Raw genomic sequence first — 20,434 nt, 5'->3', positions numbered from 1 at the left:
GACTACATGGCTGGAACGGGCCGGATGCGCGTTACACCGGCACCTTCTTCAGCATCTCGACGCCGACCTGGCCGGCGGCGATTTCGCGCAGCGCGACGACGGTCGGCTTGTCGCGGCTTTCGATTTTCGGCGTATGGCCTTGCGCGAGCTGCCGCGCGCGGTAGGTGGCGGCGAGCGCCAGTTCGAAGCGGTTCGGGATTTGCTTCAGGCAGTCTTCGACGGTAATGCGAGCCATGTTGGTAATTCCTTCTGAATATAGTCCTTATTCTACCTTATGTCCCTCGTGCCCCGCGTCATTCCGCGTGGGGCAGATGGACGCCGAGGTCGATGAACAGCTCCGTGTGTCGCGCGTACTGCGAAGCAAAACGCAGGCGCGTCGCCGCGACGATGCATTCGAGTTCCGCGAGCGCACGCTCGAAATTCTCGTTGATCACCACGTATTCCGCTTCCGACGCGTGCGCGATCTCGCTGCCGGCGGCCAGCAGGCGCCGCGTGATCACGTTCGGTTCGTCCTGGCCGCGCTTCTTCAGGCGCTCTTCGAGCGCATCGAGCGACGGCGGCAGGATGAAGATGCCGACCGCGTTGCGGAACTGCTTCTTCACCTGCAACGCACCCTGCCAGTCGATTTCGAGCAGCACGTCGTGGCCGTTCCTCATCTGCTCTTCGATCCAGACGCGCGACGTGCCGTAGTAGTTGCCGTGCACTTCCGCGCTCTCGAGGAATTCGTGCGCCGCGTGACGCGCGCGGAAATCCTCGACGGTCGTGAAGTGGTAGTGCTGGCCGTCCTGCTCGCCCGGGCGCGGCTTGCGCGTCGTGTACGAGATCGACAGGCAGATGTCGCTGTCCTTCGACAGCAGCGCATTCACGAGCGTCGACTTGCCGGCGCCCGACGGCGCGACGACCATGAACAGGTTACCGGGATAGACGCCGCCATGCAGCGAATGCGACGCGTGGCCGTCGCGGTTAGGGTCGGTCATGTTGCTGTTACTCCAGGTTTTGCACTTGCTCGCGCATCTGCTCGATCAGCAGCTTCAGCGCCATCGACGCGTCGGCGAGTTCCTTCGCCGCCGCCTTCGAACCGAGCGTGTTCGCTTCGCGATTCAGTTCCTGCATCATGAAGTCGAGACGCTTGCCGACGCGGCCGCCCTTCTCGATCACGTGACGCGTTTCATTCAGGTGCGCGGTGAGCCGCGACAGCTCTTCCGCGATGTCGATCCGGATTCCGTACATCGTCACTTCCTGACGGATGCGCTCCGCGGCTTCCTCGCGCGTGACGACCGTCGAGCCGCCTTCGGGCGCCGCGAGGCCGAGCGCTTCCTGCAGCCGCTCGACGATCTTCTGCTGATGCTTCGCGATCAGCTCCGGCACGAGCGGCGTGATGCGCGCGACGATCGCCTCCATCTCGGTGACGTTCGACAGCAGCATCGTCGCCAGTTGCGCGCCTTCGCGCGAACGCACGACGACGAGCTCGCCGATCGCTTCCTTGCCGCAGGCGAGCACCGCGTCGCGGATCGCCTCGGCCGACACGCCGCTCTCGGCGAGCACGCCGGGCCAGCGCAGGACTTCACCCGCGCGCAGGCGGCCGACGCCCGGGAACGAATCGAGCACCGCGCGTTCCAGCTCGGCAAGCTGGCCGAGCGCCGACTGGTTCAGCGCGCCCGCGCCGATGCTCTGCTCGCCGCGCTGCAGGTTGATCCGCACGTCGACCTTGCCGCGCGACAGCTTGTTCATCAGCATTTCGCGCAGCGCGGGTTCGCACGCACGCACGTCGTCCGGCATCCGGAAATTGAGATCGAGGAAGCGCGAGTTCACGGTGCGCAGTTCGACCGACACGCTGGTGCCGCCGTTGCCGGCAGCCGTCGCAAGTTCGCGCGTCGCGCTCGCGTAGCCCGTCATGCTGTAGATCATGGTTCGTCTCGCCGTCTGGTGCCCTCGCGGGCGGGGAATACATCGAGGCGCCCGGCGCATCGGAAGGCGCGGGGCGGGAAGCGCGCATTATCCCATTTTTGCGGACCACCCCGCCGGGCACGCCCGCCGTTCGGCGCTAAAATCGGGGTTTCCTCTCCTTCCGCGATTTCCCCATGACGTCTTCCGTTTCCCGCCCGAGCGGCCGCCGCGCCGACGAACTGCGCAAGGTCGCCCTCACGCGCCACTACACGAAACACGCCGAAGGCTCCGTGCTGGTCGAATTCGGCGATACCAAGGTGCTCTGCACCGCGAGCGTCGCCGAGCGCGTGCCCGAGTTCCTGCGCGAGCGCGGGCAAGGCTGGCTGACTGCCGAATACGGGATGCTGCCGCGCGCGACCCACACGCGCAGCGACCGTGAGGCCGCGCGCGGCAAGCAGACGGGCCGCACGCAGGAAATTCAGCGCCTGATCGGCCGCGCGCTGCGCGCGGTGTTCGATCTCGAGGCGCTCGGCCCGCGCACGATCCATATCGACTGCGACGTGATCCAGGCCGACGGCGGCACGCGCACGGCCAGCATCACCGGCGCGTTCGTCGCCGCGCACGACGCCGTGTCGACGCTGATCGCGGCCGGCAAGCTCGCGCGCTCGCCGATCACCGACCACGTCGCCGCGATCTCGGTCGGCGTGTACGAAGGCGCGCCCGTGCTCGACCTCGACTACGCGGAAGATTCGCGCTGCGACACCGACATGAACGTCGTGATGACGGGCGCGGGCGGCTTCGTCGAAGTCCAGGGCACCGCCGAAGGCGTGCCGTTCTCGCGCGCCGAGATGAACGCGCTGCTCGACCTCGCACAGGGCGGAATCGCCGAGCTGGTGCAGTTGCAGAAAGAGGTCCTGGGTGCGAGCCATGCCTGACGACCGCATCGTCGCGCCGCTGTCGCGCATCGTTCTCGCGTCGAACAACCCGGGCAAGCTGCGCGAATTCACCGCGCTGTTCTCGACGGTCGGCATCGAGATCGTCCCGCAGGGCGAACTCGCGGTGCCGGAGGCGGAAGAGCCGTTCGGCACGTTCATCGAGAACGCGCTGACCAAGGCACGCCACGCGTCGCGGCTCACCGGGCTGCCGGCGATCGCCGACGATTCGGGCCTGTGCGTGCGCGTGCTGCGCGGCGCGCCGGGCGTCTATTCGGCACGCTACGCGCAGCGCGCGGGCCGCGACAAGGGCGACGCGGCGAACAACGCGTATCTCGTCGAGCAACTGCGCGGCGTCGACGACCGGCGCGCGTACTACTGCTGCGTGCTCGCGCTCGTCCGCCATGCGGACGATCCGGAGCCGCTGTTCGCCGAAGGGCGCTGGGCCGGCGAGATCGTCGATACGCCACGCGGCGAACACGGTTTCGGCTACGACCCGTATTTCTACCTGCCGTCGCTCGGCGCGACGGCCGCCGAACTCGAGCCGGCCGTGAAGAACACGCACAGCCATCGCGCGCTGGCGCTGAAGGCGTTGCTCGCGCGGCTCGCGGAGGAAGCATGAGTTTGCTCGATACCCATTCGCTGCGGGAGGTCGCATGAGCCAGGCCGCGGACACCGGCGCGCGCGTCGTCGCGACCTTCACGTCGCCCGGCCAGGTGCGTCTCACGTCGCTGCCGCCGCTCGCGCTGTACGTGCATTTCCCGTGGTGCGTGCGCAAGTGCCCGTACTGCGATTTCAACTCGCACGAATGGAAAGGCGAACGGTTCCCGGAAGCCGACTATCTCGACGCGTTGCGCGCCGACCTCGAGCAGGCGCTGCCGCTCGTGTGGGGCCGGCAGGTGCATACCGTGTTCATCGGCGGCGGCACGCCGAGCCTGCTGTCGGCGGCCGGCCTCGACCGGATGCTGTCCGACGTGCGCGCGCTCTTGCCGCTCGACGCCGATGCCGAGATCACGCTCGAGGCGAATCCGGGCACGTTCGAAGCCGCGAAGTTCGCGCAGTTCCGCGCCAGCGGCGTGAACCGCCTGTCGGTCGGCATCCAGAGCTTCAACGAAGCGCACCTCAAGGCGCTCGGCCGGATTCACGACACCGCGCAGGCACGCGCGGCCGTCGAGATCGCCGCGAAGAACTTCGACAACTTCAACCTCGACCTGATGTTCGCATTGCCGAACCAGACGCTGGACGAATGCCGCACCGACATCGAGACCGCGCTGGCGTTCGCGCCGCCGCACCTGTCGCTGTATCACCTGACGCTCGAGCCGAATACGCTGTTCGCGAAGTTCCCGCCCGTCGTTCCCGACGACGACGCGTCGGCCGACATGCAGGAATGGATCCATGCGCGCACGGCCGAAGCCGGCTACGGGCGCTATGAAGTGTCCGCATACGCGAAGCCGAATCATCAGTGCAAGCACAACCTGAATTACTGGCGCTTCGGCGACTATCTCGGGATCGGCGCGGGCGCCCATACGAAGCTGTCGTTCCCGAACCGGATCCTGCGGCAGGCGCGCTACAAGCATCCGGCGACCTTCATCGAGCAGGCGAAGGCCGGCACGGCCGTGCAGGAAGAGCGTGAAGTCGGCGCGCGCGACCTGCCGTTCGAATTCATGCTGAACACGCTGCGGCTCGTCGAGGGCTTCCCCGTGCACAGCTTCGCGGAACGCACGGGCCTGCCGATGAGCACGATCGAGCCGGCGCTGAAGGAAGCGGAACGGCGCGGGCTGATCACGCGCGATTTCACGCAGATCGCACCGACGCCGCTCGGCCAGCGTTTCCTCAACGACCTGCAGGAATTGTTCCTGCGCGACGACTGAACGAATGAACGACGCGGCATTTCGGTTACAATGCCGCCTCGTGTGGAAGCGTGGCCGAGCGGTTTAAGGCACTGGTCTTGAAAACCAGCGACGGGAAACTGTCCGTGAGTTCGAATCTCACCGCTTCCGCCAGGAAGTTCGCCGAACCCCGTCCATTCGCAGAATGACGGGGTTTTTGTTTGTCCGCTCGCGCGCGCCCCGCACGTTCCGACGCGTCGCGCCGGATGCCGTTACAATCCCGCGCTCCGATTCGCGAAACGGGAAATCCACGTCATGAAGCCCTTCCTCGTCTCGTCGCTCGTCGCCCTGCTGGCCGCCGTCAGCACGCATGCAGCGGCCGACACCGTCTCCGGCAGCGACGCGCAGGCGTCGTGCGCGATCGCGTACGTGACCGGCGTCGGCGGTTCGCCGCGCGGCCTCAGCGAATATCTCGCGAGCCCGTCGCCGTACAACTACCTGAAGGACAACGAGCTTCAGTGCAAGGTGGGCGACGACGGACGCACGTCGAACTGCACCGGCGTGACCTACCTGCGCAACGAACAGGTCAGCGTGTACGACGATTCCGATCCGGCGACGCTGACCGTCGTCGCGCGCGTGGAACTCGACCATGGCCAGAAGTATCCGGTGATCGTCGTCGTGCAGCGCAAGGACGCGCGCTGCAAGTAACGAAGTCGCGGTGCGACACGCGCCGTCGGTCGAGACGGAACGTGCGTTCACGCCGCGCCTCGCGCGGCACCTGCCCGGTGGGCGCGGGCAGCAGCGCTCGGTCGAGGCAAACCGGACCAGCACGTCAGACAGCGCACCGGCGCCCGACGCGAAAAATACGATGATCCGCATTTCCGTCGCTCGCTCGTGGAATCGGCGCCGAATCGACACGGTACGCGCGCCCGGATACCAGCCGCCGCACACCGCCCCGGACGCCTCCCGGCCCGCCCCGCCATCGCCTAGAATTCGTTCAACACGGCGACACGAACGCCGCCGCGTGTTCGATGTATTCGATGCCGCACGCGCCCCCCCTGCGCGCGGCACACGGAGATCGCCATGACCGACCTGTCGACCGCGACGGACCACGTCGATTACGAAGGCTTCGAGATCCATGTCGTGCCGGCCACGCTGCCAGGCAGCGACACGCGCTATACCTACACCGGCTACGTATGCCATCCGGGCGTGAATCCGGCGCTGCCCGGCCATGCGGTGCCGTTTCACGCGGACGGCGAGGAAAGCTTCGCGAGCCTCGACGAGGCGACCCACGAAGCCATCCACATCGGCAAGAGCATCGTCGACGGCACGCACCCCGACCTGTCGGTACTGTCGCTCGTCACGCACGGCTTCTGAACCGGCCGACGCACGTCGCCGGCGATTGCCCGGGAGGTGCGGTCGAGATTGCCGCCTCGGCGGACCGCTGCGCCAGCCGGACGATCGATCGCAGCGTGCCGTGGCTTTCAACCTTGCAACACGCGCGTCCGCCGCGGCCGCTGTCACATGTCGCGTCACATCACGACGCACGTTGCACGGTTGCTCGACGCGGCGCCCGGCCGTCATCATCAGCGATCCCGGCGGCCGATCCAGCGCGCTATGCGTTTCTCCCCATATCGTCTCGCGCCGGGACGCCTATCATTTTTTTATCGTCCCTCCCGGCCATCACCTCATGCGCCCCCTTCTCCGTCCGCGCGTCGCCCGGCTGCGTGTTGCCGCGCTGGCCGCCGTCGCCCTGCTCGCCGCGTGCACGATCACGCCGCCTTCGTCGCTACGCTCGGTCCTGACGATTCCGTCGGTCATACGCAGCGGCAATCTCGACCAGTATCGCGTCGAGGTCGCGCATCGTGTCGCCGAACGCAATCCGTCCGGCATGCTGCACGGCACACCGCAGGCCATGCTCCGCTCGCTCGTCGTCGTCGCCTTCACCGTCGATGGCAGCGGCCGCGTCGTCAACGCATCCGTCTATCGCAGCAACGGCGACAGCGAAGCGGAAGCGCTCGCGCTCGCGTCGCTGCGCCGCTCGGCTCCGCTGCCGGCGCCGCCGTCGCGGCTGCTCGACGGCAACGGCCGGCTCGAACTGATGGAAGGCTGGCTCTTCAACGACGACGGCCACTTCCAGCTGCAAAGCACCGCCTCCGCGCAGGCGCAATCGATCGACTGATGCGCCGCCGCGGCCCGATTGCCGGTGAGCGGCGGCGCTGGCTATAATTTTCCGCACTCGCGTGGCCATCACGCCGCGCATGCGTTCGCACGCCCCACCCGGCAAGCGAGCCGACCACGCCGGCACCGGGCGGCGGCGACCTACCGGTCTCCATCGTCGACCGGCGGGTGACGTCCGCGCCACGGCGCGCGTCCACGCCGCCACCGCGTCATCCGCATCACTCATTTGCCCGGCCGCGCCCGGCAGGCCGTCGCCTGCCCGAGCGTACGCTCGGCCGAGCACCCCAACGACAAAACGGAGACATCCATGTCCGCATCCCCCCGGCCGTTGCACACGCAACCGGTTCGGCCGGCGCCGTCAGCCACCGGCGCATCGTGTTCGCGAGCTTCATCGGCACCGCGATCGAGTTCTACGATTTCTACGTGTACGCGACGGCCGCCGCGCTCGTCATCGGCCCCGTATTCTTCCCGCACGGCTCCGCGACCGCGCAAGCGCTGTCGGCGTTCGTCACGTTCGGCATCGCCTTCATCGCGCGCCCGATCGGCTCGTTCCTGTTCGGGCACTTCGGCGATCGCATCGGCCGCAAGTCGACGCTCGTCGCCTCGCTGCTCGTGATGGGCGTGTCCACCACCGCGATCGGCTTCGTGCCCGGCTACGACACGATCGGCGCGCTCGCGCCGGTGCTGCTGTGCGTGCTGCGCTTCGGGCAGGGAATCGGCCTCGGCGGCGAATGGGGCGGCGCGGCGCTGCTCGCGACCGAGCATGCGCCGCAGGGCAAGCGCGGCTGGTTCGGGATGTTCCCGCAACTGGGGCCGTCGGTCGGCTTCCTGATGTCGAACGGCCTGTTCTTCGCGCTCGCGCTGTCGCTGTCCGACGAGCAGTTCCGCAGCTGGGGCTGGCGCATCCCGTTTCTCGTCAGCGCGGTACTTGTCGCGCTCGGCCTGTACGTGCGGCTCAAGATCACCGAAACGCCCGCGTTCCAGGCGGCCCTCGACCGCAACGAGCGCGTGCGCGTGCCGGTCGCGACGCTCGTCACGCAGCACTGGCGGCCGACGCTGCTCGGCGCGCTCGCGATGGTCGTCTGCTACACGCTGTTCTACATCTCGACGGTGTTCTCGCTGTCGTACGGCGTGTCGGCGCTGCATATTCCGCGCCAGAGCTTCCTCGGCCTGCTGTGTTTCGCGGTCGTCTTCATGGGGCTCGCGACGCCGCTGTCCGCATGGGCGTCGGACCGCTTCGGGCGCAAGCCGGTGCTGGTCGTCGGCGCGATCGCCGCGCTGTTGTCGGGGTTCGCGATGGAACCGCTGCTCGGCAGCGGATCGATGCCGCTCGTCGCGCTGTTCCTGACGATCGAGCTGTTTCTGATGGGGGTGACGTTCGCCCCGATGGGCGCGCTGCTGCCGGAATTGTTCCCGACCAACGTCCGCTATACGGGCGCGGGCGTCGCGTACAACCTCGGCGGGATTCTCGGTGCGTCGATCGCACCGTATATCGCGCAACTGCTGGCCGCGCGCGGCGGGCTGTCGTGGGTCGGCGGCTATGTATCGGTGGCGGCGGCGATCAGCCTGATCGGTGTCCTGCTGATGCGCGAAACGCGCGACGCGTCGCTCGTCTGACCCTCCGGGGCGCCCCGGGTTGCAGGGCGGCGGGCGATGCCTATACTCGATCCTGGGCGCGTCGTCGCGCGCCCGGTCCCGCCCCGACAAGGAGCCGCCGCGATGAATATCCGCCTCGCCAATGCCGACCTCGTCCTGATCCTCGCGCTCGCACTGGGCAGCGCGCTACTGCTCGCGCTGCGGTTCCGGCCGAAGACCTGGCGCGGCCTCGTGTTCGAGGCGCTGCTGGCGAACCTGGCGGCCATCGCCGCCGTCGTCACGATCGAGGCGTTGCTCGCGTGATCACGGCCGCCGCGCCGCGTCAGGCGGACAGCCGCGCGCGCAACGTGCCATAGGCGGGGCAGACCGCATCGATCGCGCCCAGCGCCTCGTCGACGGTCGGCATCGCGCCCGGCTCGCCGATCGACAGCGCATGCGGCGCGCCGCCGATGCCGCAATGGTGGCGCGACGTCGCGACGAAAATCATCACGGTCGGCCGCTGCAGTGCGTGCGCCATGTGCACGAACCCGGTATCGACGCCCACCACGAGCGCGGCCCGGCCAAGCGCCGCACCGAGCTCACGCACCGTCATCGCCGGTAACACGATCGCCCCCGGCGCACGCGCGGCGATATCCCGCGCGTCGTCATGCTCGGCCGCCGATCCCCACGGCAGCAGCACGCGCACGCCGCGCGCCATCATCTCCGTGGCAAGCGCGGCCCAGTGCTCGGCCGGCCATTTCTTGTCGGGATTGGACGTCGCGTGGAACAGCAGCATGAACGGCCCGGCATCCGTCACGGCAGCCGGCAGGCTTGCATCCTGCGGGGCGACGATGCCATACGTGGCAGCCCCTTCGGGCACGTAGCCGAGCGCTTCGCCGGCACTCACGCGCATCCCGTGCCATGCGTCGCAGTCCGGCCGCGGACCGAAGCGGTGCGAATACGCGAAACGCGCGCCCGTTTCGCCGAGATCCTGCGTCTGGTAGCCGAAACGGCGCGCGGCACGCGCGAGCGACGCAATGATCGCGCTCTTGTAGACACCGTGCAGATCGATGACCGCGTCGTACCGGTGCGCGCGCAACGCGCCGATCGAGGCCGAGATCGCCTTCAGGTCGCCGGCATTGCGCAGTTTCTTGAAGCGGCGCAGCGGCGCGCCCAGGACGGCGCTCACACCCGGATGCCAGCGTACGACCTCCGCGCACGATTCGTCCACAGCCCAGTCGACCGTCACGCCGGGGAACGCGCGATGCAGGTCGGCGACGACGGGCAGCGTCTGGACGACGTCGCCGAGCGACGTCACTTTCACGATAAGGATGCGTTTCACGATTTGCGGGATTCTTGACTGGCCATCTTGGCATGCTAACGAGGTTGCTGTGCGCAGAAATTACGCCAACATTACATTTGCAACAAATTGCATCTCTTTGTGGATTTTTGTCGCTCACCGAGCACGTTTGACGTCCCCGCTGGCATCCCGTTCTTTTTATAATCCACTCTTTGCCCTCCGGCCCGAGCCAATGCCGCGCCTCGCCCTTCCCGCGCTGTTTCCCGCCCTCACCCGCCGCTCACTGCGAATCTGGCGCCAATACGGAGTTTTCTGGCTCGGTGCGATCGTCGTCGGCCTCGCGGCCGTCCTGTACGCCCGCTTGATCGACTGGGGTTACGAGACGTTCCGCGCGATGCGCGATCACGCCGTGTGGCTACCGCTGCTGCTGACGCCGGCGATCGCCGCGCTATCGGCATGGATCACGCGGCGCTTTTTTCGCGGCGCCGAGGGCAGCGGCATCCCGCAGGTGATCGCGACGCTGCATGCGCGCCCGAGCGCATTCGGCGCCCGGCTGCTGACGCTGCGCATCCTGTTCGGCAAGGTGCTGATCTCGTTCCTCGGCATCCTGGGCGGCTTCACGATCGGCCGCGAGGGGCCGACCGTGCAGGTCGGCGCGGCGCTGATGTTCAACCTGCGGCGCTTCTACCCGCGCTCCAACGCGCAGATCGAACGCCAACTGGTGCTGGCCGGCGCGGCGGCCGGGCTGTCGGCCGCCTTCAATACGCCGCTCGCCGGCATCGTGTTCGCGATCGAGGAACTGACGCGCAGCTTCTCCGCGCGCGCCAGCGGCGTACTGATCACCGCCATCATCCTCGCGGGCGTCGTCGCGCTGGGCCTGAACGGCAACTACACGTATTTCGGCACGATCACCACCGGCCCCCATTTCCCGAAATTGCTGGCGGTCGCGGTGCTGGTCACCGCGATCGTGACGGGCATCGCGGGCGGCCTGTTCTGCTGGTTGCTGCTCAACACGGGGCGCTGGCTGCCCACGCGACTACTGGGCCTGTATCGCGAGCGGCCGATCGCGTTCGCCGCGCTGTGCGGCTTCGCGATCGCCGTCGTGGGCCTCGTATCCGGCGGCACGACGTTCGGCAGCGGCTATGCCGAGGCGCGCGGCCTGCTCGACGGCAGTCAGCAACTGTCGGTGTTCTATCCGTTCCTGAAGATGGTGTCGATGGTCGCGTCGTACCTGCCGGGCATTCCGGGCGGGATCTTCGCGCCGTCGCTGTCGATCGGCGCCGGCTTCGGCAACCTGCTGCATGCCGTGTTCAGCAACATGAGCCTGCCGATGCTGATCGCGCTCGCGATGGTCGGCTATCTGGCCGCCGTCACGCAGTCGCCGATCACGTCGTTCGTGATCGTGATGGAGATGATCAACGGTCATGCGCTGGTGATTTCGCTGATGGCGACCGCACTGGTATCGAGCCGGGTATCGCGCTTTTTCGCGCCGCCGCTCTACGAAACGCTCGCGCAGCGCTATCTCGCGCCGCCCAGCGCTGCTGCAGCCGCCGCGCCGGCCGCGGCAACCGCAGCAACCGCCGCCGGCAATGCGACCGACGTGACCGAGCCCCAGGATGCAAACGCGGCCCCCGCCGATCCGCTCGATACGCTGCGCGACGAAGGCGGCGACGAGCCAGCCGCTACATCGGCGGCCGACGGCCCCGCGCATGCGCCGGCGCCGCACGATGCCGGGCCGGCCGCGACCGACGCAAACGGCCCGGCGCAACAGCACGGCCCGCGTGACGCTCAGTAGATCACGACGGGCGCCGGCCGGTAGTAGACCGGCCGCGCCGGCACGACGATGTATCCGGCCAGCGTGATCGCGACGAGCGCGATGGCGATTGCGGTTCTTTTCATCGCGCGTCTACCTCAAGCCCAGTGGCCGCGCGTCCAGAACCAGTTCGGACCGCGCTGGTCCCAATGCCCCGGCACCCATTGCATGCCGACGCGCTCGGTTTCCCAGTGGCCGCCGATCCATACGTAGCGGCCATGGTCCCAGTGCCAGTGCCCGCGCTCCCACACGTAGCCCACGCGCGTGGCCGGCACGACTTCATAGCGTACCGGCGGCGGCGCATTCGGCGCGACGACGACGATTTCCTCGGTGCGCACGGCGACCGGCTCCGCGACGACCATGCGCCCCTGCGGCGCGATCACGGGCGTGCCGACGAGAATCTCGTCCGCATGCGCGGCGAACGGTGCGACGACGGCCGACAGGCCCGCGGCCAACAGCGCGAGCGAAACGATACGACGTGAAACGGGAGAGACAGCCATCACAACCTCCTGGTTGAACAAGTGACGCGAGCGTATTCGTTCAATGCGGGAGAGTCGATTGCGGCCGACAGGCGCCGTGTTACGGCGTGCCCGAAAGTGCAACAGGGCGTAAGACGCGCACGGCGGCGGGTGCCGCCGTGCGGAGGGACACGCGCCAAGCGTCAGGCTTGCGGAATCTCGATCTTCACTTCGAGGACTTCGAGATCGTCCTGGCGCTCGAGGCTCACGCGGATGTCATCGTCCGAAATATGGACGTACTTCGAGATGACCGCGACGAGCTCTTTCTGCAGCGCCGGCAGGTAATCGGCCGGCGGCCGGCCGCCGACCCGCTCGTGCGCGATGATGAGCTGCAGGCGCTCCTTCGCGACCGATGCGGACTTCTTCTTCTCGCCGAGGAGAAACGAAAGGATGGACATGGGCGGCCTCCGTTACTTGCTGCCGAAGAGGCGCTGCAGCAGGCCCGGCTTCTGGTAATCGGTGAAGCGCAGCGGCTTGTCCTCGCCCAGGAAGCGGGCAACGACGTCCTTGTACGCTTCCGCGACGTCCGTGCCGTCGATATGCACGGCCGGCAACCCCTGGTTCGACGCGTGCAGCACGGCTTCCGATTCGGGCACCACGCCGATCAGCTTGATGCGCAGGATCTCGCTGATGTCCTCGAGCGACAGCATCTCGCCTTCGCTCACGCGCTTCGGGCTGTAACGCGTGATCAGCAGGTGTTCCTTGATCGGTTCCTTGCCTTCGGTCGCGCGCTTCGTCTTCGACGACAGGATGCCGAGAATGCGGTCCGAGTCGCGCACCGACGATACTTCCGGGTTCGTGACGATCAGCGCTTCATCCGCGAAGTACATCGCGTGCAGCGCGCCGGCTTCGATACCGGCCGGCGAATCGCAGACGATGTATTCGAAGTCCATCGCGACGAGATCGTTCAACACCTTTTCGACGCCGTCGCGCGTCAGCGCATCCTTGTCGCGCGTCTGCGACGCCGGCAGGATGAACAGGTTCTCGCACTTCTTGTCCTTGATCAGCGCCTGGTTCAGGTTCGCTTCGCCCTGGATCACGTTCACGAGGTCATACACGACGCGACGCTCGCAGCCCATGATGAGATCGAGGTTGCGCAGGCCGACGTCGAAGTCGATCACGGCCGTCTTGTGGCCGCGCAGCGCGAGACCCGACGCGAAGCTCGCGCTCGTCGTCGTCTTGCCCACGCCGCCCTTGCCCGAGGTCACCACGATGATTTTTGCCATTTACCCAATACCCTGTGTTCGTCAATGAGAGCCGATCGATCCGGAGCGCACCGCGTGAATTACGTCAGGCGCAGCGGTTCGATCATCAGTTTTTCCTCTTCGAGCCGGATCTGCACCGATTTGCCCAGTACGTCGGCGGGCAGCGGGTTCTCGGTCGTTCGATAGATACCCGCGATCGAAATCAGTTCCGGTTCGAGACACGTGCAGAAAATGCGCGCGTCGTGATTGCCGTGCACGCCCGCGAGGGCGCGGCCGCGCAGCGGCGCGTAGATGTGGATATTGCCTTCCGCGATGATTTCCGCGCCGTGACTGACCGGCGCGAGCACCACGAGGTCTCCTTTCGCGTAAATCTGCTGCCCCGAACGCAACGGCCGGTCGATCACCAGCGTCTGGCCGCCGGCCTGCACGAGCGTCGGCGCGGGCTCCGACGGCTGTTCGGGCGCCGCAGCGGCTGCCGGAGCGGCAGCGGTCTCGACGGCTGGCACGGCCGCCGGTTCCGCTTCGTCGGCAGGTTTCGCGGCCGGCGCGCGGCGATCGCGCGCCTCCAGCAACGGCAGGCCGGCTTCCCCCGCCCAGCCCTGCGTTGCCAGCGCGACGACGCCCACCGGACGCATCCGCACGTCGTTCAGCATCTGGCGGATGTCCGCGAGCGCGACGCGTTCGCCGTCAGCCAGGCGGCGGACGTCGATCGCGACGACATCGTCGGCGAAAAACTCGGGAGTCGCTTCGAAGCGCTTGACCAGTTCGGCACGCAACGCATCGAGATCGGTCGTCTTCACGGTGAACAGCAACGTATCGACCGATCCGCTGCGCAGCTCGAAGAATGGCGATTTTTTAAGCGACATGGACACTCTGCAAAAATTTTTTGCGTATTTTACAGGCGTCCACGCGTGCGGCCATTATTTTTGGGACTCGGGTTGCTGCGGCCCGGGCGGACGCGCAACCGGCAGGCGGGCGGGCCGGCGGGCGATCGGGCTTTCATCGCGCCGCGCGGGGCTGGGGATGTCGAGGCCGCGTCAGTGCTTCACCTGCGACACGAACAGCGATTTCATCGCGCCGGGCATCCGCGCGATCGGCGCATGTTCGCCGGTGTTGCCGAAACCCGCGCGCTCGTAGAAGCGGACCGCGTTGCGGTTCGCGTCGGCGATCCACGCGTAGACGTCGGTGGCGCCGCGCTCGGCGAGCCATGCGGTAGCCGTCTCCAGCAGCAGCACGCCGCCGCGCAGGTGACGCACCGCATGCGCGACCCACAGTTCGCTGACGAACGCGCGCCGATCGGGCGTGTTGTCGAAATACGCGCCGATCATGCCGGCCGGATGGCCTTCGGTGTACAGCAGGAAAGTCGTCGACTCGTCGGACACGGCGCGCTGCGCGGCGATCGCCGACGCTGCGTCCGCTTCGACGGTCAGCAATTCGGCCTCCGGCGCTTCGCCGGGCGCGTAGGGCTCACGCAGCGATGCAGCGCGGAGTTCGCGATACACGCCGCCCTGATCGGCAGCGATACGACGAACGGTCAAGGTCGAACTCATGCAGGCACAGCCCCCTTCGGACAGCAAGCTATTAGCTTCAACCGAAAGCGGGGCATGAGTCAAATCGTAATTTTCAAACGCCGGCGCGGATCGAAAGGCGGCGGATGTCATCAGCGGCGGCACACGTCGATCAGTGTGCAGTTGCAGCATCGGTGCACCGACGCAGGCTGCCGGACGATGAACATGCAGTCGTCATCGCACGAATCGTCTCGTTCTCCTTGCGATGCGCGGCCATCCGGTTTTGAGCCGCATTACATTGCGTCGCTGCGACCGTAATGCTCCGTAATATAAACCAACAAAAAACACGCCGCGCCCATACTTCACCGGCCGCTTTATTGCGATGCAACATTTGTTGCATCCCCTTCACACCGGTGTGGGTAGCCGCACGTCGAGCCATTCGTCCGACAAACGACGCACCCGCCTGCGCGCCAATCCGCGTCGGCCGCATGTTTCAATCAGCGCGCGTCGGCCCGCAGCGGCCCGCATTGCGCGCGGCCCGTCGTTTGGAGCGCCACGCCTAGCGCCGGAGTTTGGCAAGCGCGCGTACCGGTCGTATAACAGGCAGAACCGGACGACGATCCGGTGCCACCGCGCGCGTCGCGGACCACGAGGATTCGAACAATCTTGCATGCGGCCGCCCGCGGGCCGGCCGACTGGAGGGAGACAATGGCAATGACCAACGCATCGGCCTCGGGCTGGTCGGATGGCAAGCGTTATCTGTGGCTGCTCGGCGCGCTGACGATCACGCTGCCGATCCTCGCCGCACAGCTCGCGCTGTCGACGGGCCTTCACGTGTTCTGGTGGTTCGGCCCGCTGTTCGCGTTCGGCGTGATCCCGATCCTCGACACGCTGATCGGCGACGATCGCGACAATCCGCCCGAAGCCGTCGTGCCGCACCTCGAACGCGAACGCTATTACCGGTACATCGTTTATCTCGCGACTTTCGTCGAATACGTCGCCTTCTTCATGTGCGTGTGGATCGTCGGCACGCATGCGCTCGCGTGGTACGACTACGTCGGCTTCGCGCTGTCGCTCGGCGCCGCGACGGGCATCTCGATCAATACCGCGCACGAGCTCGGGCACAAGACCGACCGCTTCGAACGCTGGCTCGCGAAGATCACGCTGGCGCCGGTCGCGTACGGTCACTTCTATGTCGAGCACAATCGCGGCCATCACGTGCGCGTCGCGACCGCCGAGGATCCGGCAAGCGCGCGCTACGGCGAGTCGTTCTGGGCGTTCCTGCCCCGCACGGTGACCGGCAGCGTCCGCTCCGCGTGGCGGCTCGAGAAAGGCCGCCTCGAGCGGCTCGGACATTCGCCGTGGACCTGGCGCAACGAAGTGCTGCACGCGTGGGCGATGACCGCCGTCGTATGGGGCATCGCGATCGCGCTGGCCGGCAAGGTCGTGATCCCGTTCCTCGTGATCCAGGCCGTCTACGGCGCGTCGCTACTCGAGGTGGTGAACTACGTCGAGCACTACGGGCTCGGCCGTCGCAAGCTGCCGAGCGGCCGCTACGAACGCTGCACGCCGCAGCATTCGTGGAACAGCAATCACGTCGTCACGAACCTGTTCCTGTACCAGTTGCAGCGACACGCCGACCATCACGCGAATCCGACGCGCTCTTACCAGGCGCTGCGCCACTTCGACGATGCGCCGCAATTGCCGGCCGGCTACGCGACGATGATCCTGTTCGCGTACGTGCCGCCGCTCTGGTATCGCGTGATGAATCCGCGCGTCGTTGCGCACTATCGCGGCGACATGGCGCAATCGAACATCAAGCCGTCGATCCGCGACAAGGTGCTGGCGCAGTATCCGGCTGCGGCGTGATGGTTCGGTGAGGGCTGCGCAGAAGCTGGTGAGCGCCGCTTGAAACGGTCGGCGCACCGGCTTCCGGTTTGGCACGCGAGCGCGGTGCGGCAGCCATGCGACAACTGTCAGGACTTCCGACGGCCGGTTCGTCACGGGGCGATGGTGTTCATCATGCAGCCACGCTGCATCGAAGATGCGACACGATCCGTGTCGCGCGGCGACCCAAAACGAAAAACCCCTTGATCCTTCCGGATCAAGGGGCTTCGTATTTTGGCGGAGAGGGTGGGATTCGAACCCACGGTACGGGGAAACCGTACGCCTGATTTCGAGTCAGGTACATTCGACCACTCTGCCACCTCTCCTTCCTTACTGCATTTCGCGGCTGGTCGTTTCCGCGAGAAAAAGATTATAAGACGATCGCTTCGCGGCTGACAAGCCCTTTCTGCAAATTTTTTTGCGAGGGCTTCGGCAGGCTCGCGTTAGGACGCCTGTGCCGGCGCGTCGATCCGCTCCATGCCGCCCATGTACGGACGCAGCACTTCCGGCACCGTGACCGAGCCGTCCGCGTTCTGGTAGTTCTCCAGCACCGCGACGAGCGTGCGGCCGACCGCCAGACCCGAACCGTTCAGCGTATGCACGAGCTCCGGCTTGCCCTGCGCGTTGCGGAACCGCGCCTGCATCCGGCGCGCCTGGAACGCCTCGGTGTTCGAGCAGCTCGAGATCTCGCGATAGGTGTTCTGCGCGGGCAGCCACACCTCGAGGTCGAACGTCTTCGCGGCCGAGAAGCCCATGTCGCCCGTGCACAGCGTGATCACGCGGTACGGCAGGCCGAGCTTCTGCAGGATCGCTTCCGCGTGGCCGACCATCTCGTCGAGCGCCGCGTACGACGTTTCCGGCGCGACGACCTGCACCATCTCGACCTTGTCGAACTGGTGCTGACGGATCATCCCGCGCGTGTCGCGGCCGTACGAACCGGCTTCCGAACGGAAGCACGGGGAATGCGCGGTGAGCTTGATCGGCAGCGCGGCGCCGTCGACGATCGACTCGCGCACGGTGTTCGTCAGCGAAATCTCGGACGTGGAGATCAGGTATTGCGTGACCGTGTTTTCCGCGCCGCCCTTCTCGACGCGGAACATGTCGTCCGCGAACTTCGGCAACTGGCCCGTGCCGTACAGGATCTCCGGGTTCACGATGTATGGCGTGTACGTTTCGGTATAGCCGTGCTGCTGCGTGTGCGTGTCGATCATGAACTGCGCGAGCGCGCGGTGCAGGCGTGCGATCGGGCCGCGCAGCATCGTGAAGCGCGCGCCGGCGAGCTTCGCGCCCGTCTCGAAATCGAGGCCGAGCGGCGTACCGACGTCGACGTGATCCTTCACCTCGAAGTCGAACTGGCGCGGCGTGCCCCAGCGGCGCGCCTCGACGTTGTCGGCTTCGTCCTTGCCGACCGGCACGCTCTCGTGCGCGACGTTCGGCATGCCCAGCATCAGGTCGGACAGGCGCGCCTGGATCTCGCCGAGCTTGGCTTCCGACGCCTTCATGTCGTCGCCGATCCCGCCGACCTCGGCCATCACGGCCGACGTGTCCTCGCCCTTGCCCTTCATCGCACCGATCTGCTTCGACAGGCTGTTGCGGCGCGCCTGGAGCTCTTCGGTGTGGGTCTGGATCGCGCGGCGTTCCGCTTCGAGTGCGGAGAACGCGGCGACGTCGAGGGTGTAGCCGCGATCGGCGAGGCGCTTGGCGACGCCGTCGAGGTCTTTGCGCAGCAACTGGATGTCGAGCATGGGAGGACTTGGAAAATCGTTGTGTAAGACGGGAATTCTAACGCACCGCGCGCCCGCCACGGCACCGGCCGGATGGACAATGCCGCAAATGGGCGACCATGGCAGTATCGCATTGCCGGTGCGCCGCATCGGCGGTCGGCGAATTGCCGCGCGCCTCGCCATGACGGATCACGACACGACCGCGCCGGCTGGCGGCAACCGAATCAGGCGGAGCGCCGGCTCCGCGTCACAGCACACCTGGGAATCCGATGACCATCGAACTCGACAAGGATGTACGCGACCGCGCGATCGCGTCGCTGCAACGCTATTTCACGGAAAACATGGACGAGCCGATCGGCAACATCCAGGCCGGTGCGCTGCTGCATTTCTTCCTCCAGGAAATCGCGCCGGCGATCTACAACCTCGCGGTCGCCGACGCGCAGGAACGCCTGCATGCGCGGGTGGCCGAACTCGACATCGAATGCCACGAAGAGCCGTTCGAATACTGGAAGAAACAGCAACCGGCCCGCAAGCGCTGACGCCTGAGCGGCGACGCAGGTCGAACCGGCCCGCGCGGCGCCGTCAGTCCTTCTTGCCGGCCTCGCGATCGAGCTCGCGCAGCCAAGCAAGCTTCTCGGCGATCTTCGATTCGAGCCCGCGCGGCACCGGCTGGTACCAGCGCGGCTCGCGCATCCCGTCCGGCAGGTACGTCTCGCCGGCCGCGTACGCATTCGGCTCGTCGTGCGCGTAACGATAGGCGTGACCGTAGCCGAGCTCCTTCATCAGCCTGGTCGGCGCGTTGCGCAGATGCACGGGCACCTCGCGCGACTTGTCCTGCTTCACGAACGCCATCGCCTGGTTGAACGCGTTGTAGCCGGCGTTGCTCTTCGCCGCGCATGCGAGATAGATCACCGCCTGTCCGAGCGCGAGTTCGCCTTCCGGCGAGCCGAGCCGCTCGTAGGTTTCGGCCGCGTCGTTGGCCACCTGCAACGCGCGCGGGTCGGCCAGACCGATGTCTTCCCACGCCATCCGCACGATGCGCCGCGCGAGATACTTCGGGTCGGCGCCGCCGTCGATCATCCGGCAGAACCAGTACAGCGCGCCGTCCGGGCTCGAGCCGCGCACCGACTTGTGCAGCGCCGAAATCTGGTCGTAGAAGTTGTCGCCGCCCTTGTCGAAGCGCCGCGCGTTCAGCGTCATCGCATTGCTGACGAAATCGGCATCGATGGTCGCGACGCCGGCCGACGTCGCCGCCGTCTGCGCCTGTTCGACCAGGTTCAGGAAGCGGCGCGCGTCGCCGTCCGCGTAGCCGACGAGCGTATCGATCGCCTTGTCGTCGAACGCGAGGCCGTCGAGCGCGATTTCCTGCGCGCGCTTCAGCAACTGGCGCATCTCGTCGTCGTTCAGCGACTTCAGCACGTACACCTGCGCCCGCGACAGCAATGCCGAATTGACCTCGAAACTCGGGTTTTCGGTCGTCGCGCCGATGAAGGTCACGAGGCCCGACTCGACGAACGGCAGCAGCGCATCCTGCTGCCCCTTGTTGAAGCGGTGGATCTCGTCGACGAACAGGATCGTGTGGCGACCGGTACGGTTCAACGTGTCCTTCGCCTGCTCCATCGACTCGCGGATGTCCTTCACGCCGCCGAGCACCGCGGACAGCGCGATGAACTCGCAATCGAACGCGAGCGCGGTGAGCCGCGCGAGCGTCGTCTTGCCGACGCCGGGCGGCCCCCACAGGATCATCGAATGCGGCTTGCCCGATTCGAACGCGAGCCGCAGCGGCTTGCCTTCGCCCAGCAAATGCGTCTGGCCGATCACCTCGGCGAGCGTTTTCGGCCGCAGCGCCTCGGCGAGCGGGCGGCGCGGCTCGACTTGAAACAGGTCGGACATGAACCCTCGCTCCACATCAAACGGTCGCGGCCGAACCGGCCGCCGGACCCGACATTATGACAGCCGCGGGAGCGCGCCGCCGGGCACGGGGTGCCCACGCCTGTTACCCGCGTCTGTTACACGCGTCCCCAAAACAACACGGGCCTGCCGTCGCCGCCAGGCCCGTGTCGGGAAAACGGCGC

Annotated in this window: 22 protein-coding genes and 2 tRNA genes; 12 read left to right on the top strand and 12 right to left on the bottom strand. The window is 66.9% G+C overall.

Annotated elements, in window-relative coordinates:
• Nucleotides 1-31 precede the first annotated feature (31 nt).
• The 3 genes from rpoZ to SY91_RS07135 are packed head-to-tail and all read right to left on the bottom strand — an operon-like array spanning nt 32 to nt 1,908.
• Complete coding sequence (gene rpoZ / locus SY91_RS07145) at nt 32-235, bottom strand: DNA-directed RNA polymerase subunit omega (protein WP_006025620.1); 204 nt, start codon at nt 233-235, stop codon at nt 32-34.
• A gap of 58 nt (nt 236-293) precedes the next feature.
• Complete coding sequence (gene gmk, locus SY91_RS07140) at nt 294-977, bottom strand: guanylate kinase (protein ID WP_023475191.1); 684 nt, start codon at nt 975-977, stop codon at nt 294-296.
• Between the two features lie 7 nt (nt 978-984).
• Nucleotides 985-1,908: a YicC/YloC family endoribonuclease gene (locus SY91_RS07135; RefSeq protein ID WP_012328100.1), complete on the bottom strand. Its 924-nt coding sequence runs from the start codon at nt 1,906-1,908 to the stop codon at nt 985-987.
• Between the two features lie 173 nt (nt 1,909-2,081).
• Here SY91_RS07135 and rph point away from each other — a divergent pair, with 173 nt between their 5' ends.
• The 9 genes from rph to SY91_RS07090 all read left to right on the top strand — a co-directional run bounded on the left by rph (nt 2,082) and on the right by SY91_RS07090 (nt 8,728).
• A complete protein-coding gene (gene rph / locus SY91_RS07130; protein WP_023475192.1) occupies nt 2,082-2,822 on the top strand; it encodes a ribonuclease PH in 741 nt (246 codons plus the stop codon).
• Nucleotides 2,815-3,441: an RdgB/HAM1 family non-canonical purine NTP pyrophosphatase gene (rdgB, locus tag SY91_RS07125; protein WP_023475193.1), complete on the top strand. Its 627-nt coding sequence runs from the start codon at nt 2,815-2,817 to the stop codon at nt 3,439-3,441. Before rph ends, rdgB begins: the two co-directional genes overlap by 8 nt.
• Before the next feature lie 34 nt (nt 3,442-3,475).
• The gene (hemW, locus tag SY91_RS07120; RefSeq protein ID WP_023475194.1) at nt 3,476-4,690 is read left to right on the top strand and encodes a radical SAM family heme chaperone HemW; all 1,215 of its coding nucleotides are present in this window, start codon (nt 3,476-3,478) and stop codon (nt 4,688-4,690) included.
• 44 nt (nt 4,691-4,734) lie between these two features.
• Nucleotides 4,735-4,822, top strand: a tRNA-Ser gene (locus tag SY91_RS07115).
• Nucleotides 4,823-4,963: 141 nt separating this feature from the next.
• Nucleotides 4,964-5,356 carry a hypothetical protein gene (locus SY91_RS07110; RefSeq protein WP_023475195.1) on the top strand — a complete coding sequence of 131 codons (393 nt, stop codon included), beginning with the start codon at nt 4,964-4,966 and terminating at the stop codon, nt 5,354-5,356.
• Nucleotides 5,357-5,731: 375 nt separating this feature from the next.
• The gene (locus tag SY91_RS07105; RefSeq protein ID WP_023475196.1) at nt 5,732-6,025 is read left to right on the top strand and encodes a hypothetical protein; all 294 of its coding nucleotides are present in this window, start codon (nt 5,732-5,734) and stop codon (nt 6,023-6,025) included.
• Nucleotides 6,026-6,338: 313 nt separating this feature from the next.
• Nucleotides 6,339-6,830, top strand: a complete 492-nt coding sequence (locus tag SY91_RS07100) for an energy transducer TonB (RefSeq protein WP_023475197.1) — start codon at nt 6,339-6,341, stop codon at nt 6,828-6,830.
• A gap of 314 nt (nt 6,831-7,144) precedes the next feature.
• Nucleotides 7,145-8,446, top strand: a complete 1,302-nt coding sequence (locus SY91_RS07095; RefSeq protein WP_185921143.1) for an MFS transporter — start codon at nt 7,145-7,147, stop codon at nt 8,444-8,446.
• A 102-nt stretch (nt 8,447-8,548) separates the two neighbouring features.
• Nucleotides 8,549-8,728, top strand: a complete 180-nt coding sequence (locus tag SY91_RS07090; RefSeq protein ID WP_023475199.1) for a hypothetical protein — start codon at nt 8,549-8,551, stop codon at nt 8,726-8,728.
• Nucleotides 8,729-8,747: 19 nt separating this feature from the next.
• Here the strand turns inward: SY91_RS07090 and waaC are convergent, their stop codons facing one another.
• Complete coding sequence (gene waaC, locus SY91_RS07085) at nt 8,748-9,746, bottom strand: lipopolysaccharide heptosyltransferase I (protein WP_027806772.1); 999 nt, start codon at nt 9,744-9,746, stop codon at nt 8,748-8,750.
• Nucleotides 9,747-9,936: 190 nt separating this feature from the next.
• Between waaC and SY91_RS07080 the strand changes: the two genes are divergently transcribed.
• Nucleotides 9,937-11,499, top strand: coding sequence for a chloride channel protein (locus tag SY91_RS07080; protein WP_023475201.1), 1,563 nt, complete (start codon nt 9,937-9,939; stop codon nt 11,497-11,499).
• 116 nt (nt 11,500-11,615) lie between these two features.
• Here the strand turns inward: SY91_RS07080 and SY91_RS07075 are convergent, their stop codons facing one another.
• The 5 genes from SY91_RS07075 to SY91_RS07055 all read right to left on the bottom strand — a co-directional run bounded on the left by SY91_RS07075 (nt 11,616) and on the right by SY91_RS07055 (nt 14,901).
• Nucleotides 11,616-12,017, bottom strand: coding sequence for a YXWGXW repeat-containing protein (locus tag SY91_RS07075; protein ID WP_023475202.1), 402 nt, complete (start codon nt 12,015-12,017; stop codon nt 11,616-11,618).
• A gap of 161 nt (nt 12,018-12,178) precedes the next feature.
• A complete protein-coding gene (gene minE / locus SY91_RS07070) occupies nt 12,179-12,433 on the bottom strand; it encodes a cell division topological specificity factor MinE (RefSeq protein WP_006476634.1) in 255 nt (84 codons plus the stop codon).
• A 12-nt stretch (nt 12,434-12,445) separates the two neighbouring features.
• Nucleotides 12,446-13,261, bottom strand: a complete 816-nt coding sequence (minD, locus tag SY91_RS07065) for a septum site-determining protein MinD (protein WP_006476635.1) — start codon at nt 13,259-13,261, stop codon at nt 12,446-12,448.
• 59 nt (nt 13,262-13,320) lie between these two features.
• A complete protein-coding gene (gene minC / locus SY91_RS07060) occupies nt 13,321-14,106 on the bottom strand; it encodes a septum site-determining protein MinC (protein ID WP_011544839.1) in 786 nt (261 codons plus the stop codon).
• Between the two features lie 171 nt (nt 14,107-14,277).
• Entirely contained in the window at nt 14,278-14,901 is a 624-nt protein-coding gene (locus SY91_RS07055) for a GNAT family N-acetyltransferase (RefSeq protein WP_227745866.1), read from the bottom strand.
• A gap of 555 nt (nt 14,902-15,456) precedes the next feature.
• Here SY91_RS07055 and SY91_RS07050 point away from each other — a divergent pair.
• Complete coding sequence (locus tag SY91_RS07050; RefSeq protein WP_023475205.1) at nt 15,457-16,617, top strand: alkane 1-monooxygenase; 1,161 nt, start codon at nt 15,457-15,459, stop codon at nt 16,615-16,617.
• Nucleotides 16,618-16,870: 253 nt separating this feature from the next.
• On the opposite strand, the gene SY91_RS07045 is transcribed toward SY91_RS07050, so the two are convergent.
• Nucleotides 16,871-16,961, bottom strand: a tRNA-Ser gene (locus SY91_RS07045).
• Nucleotides 16,962-17,078: 117 nt separating this feature from the next.
• Entirely contained in the window at nt 17,079-18,380 is a 1,302-nt protein-coding gene (serS, locus tag SY91_RS07040; protein WP_012328090.1) for a serine--tRNA ligase, read from the bottom strand.
• Between the two features lie 248 nt (nt 18,381-18,628).
• On the opposite strand from serS, the gene SY91_RS07035 reads away from it, so the two are divergent.
• Complete coding sequence (locus tag SY91_RS07035; RefSeq protein WP_043886816.1) at nt 18,629-18,898, top strand: DUF2164 domain-containing protein; 270 nt, start codon at nt 18,629-18,631, stop codon at nt 18,896-18,898.
• Between the two features lie 43 nt (nt 18,899-18,941).
• Here the strand turns inward: SY91_RS07035 and SY91_RS07030 are convergent, their stop codons facing one another.
• The gene (locus SY91_RS07030) at nt 18,942-20,252 is read right to left on the bottom strand and encodes a replication-associated recombination protein A (RefSeq protein ID WP_023475206.1); all 1,311 of its coding nucleotides are present in this window, start codon (nt 20,250-20,252) and stop codon (nt 18,942-18,944) included.
• Nucleotides 20,253-20,434: the final 182 nt, after the last annotated feature.

The sequence above is a fragment of the Burkholderia cenocepacia genome (assembly GCF_014211915.1).
GTDB lineage: Bacteria > Pseudomonadota > Gammaproteobacteria > Burkholderiales > Burkholderiaceae > Burkholderia > Burkholderia orbicola.
This window is presented reverse-complemented; position numbering and strand designations above follow the sequence as displayed.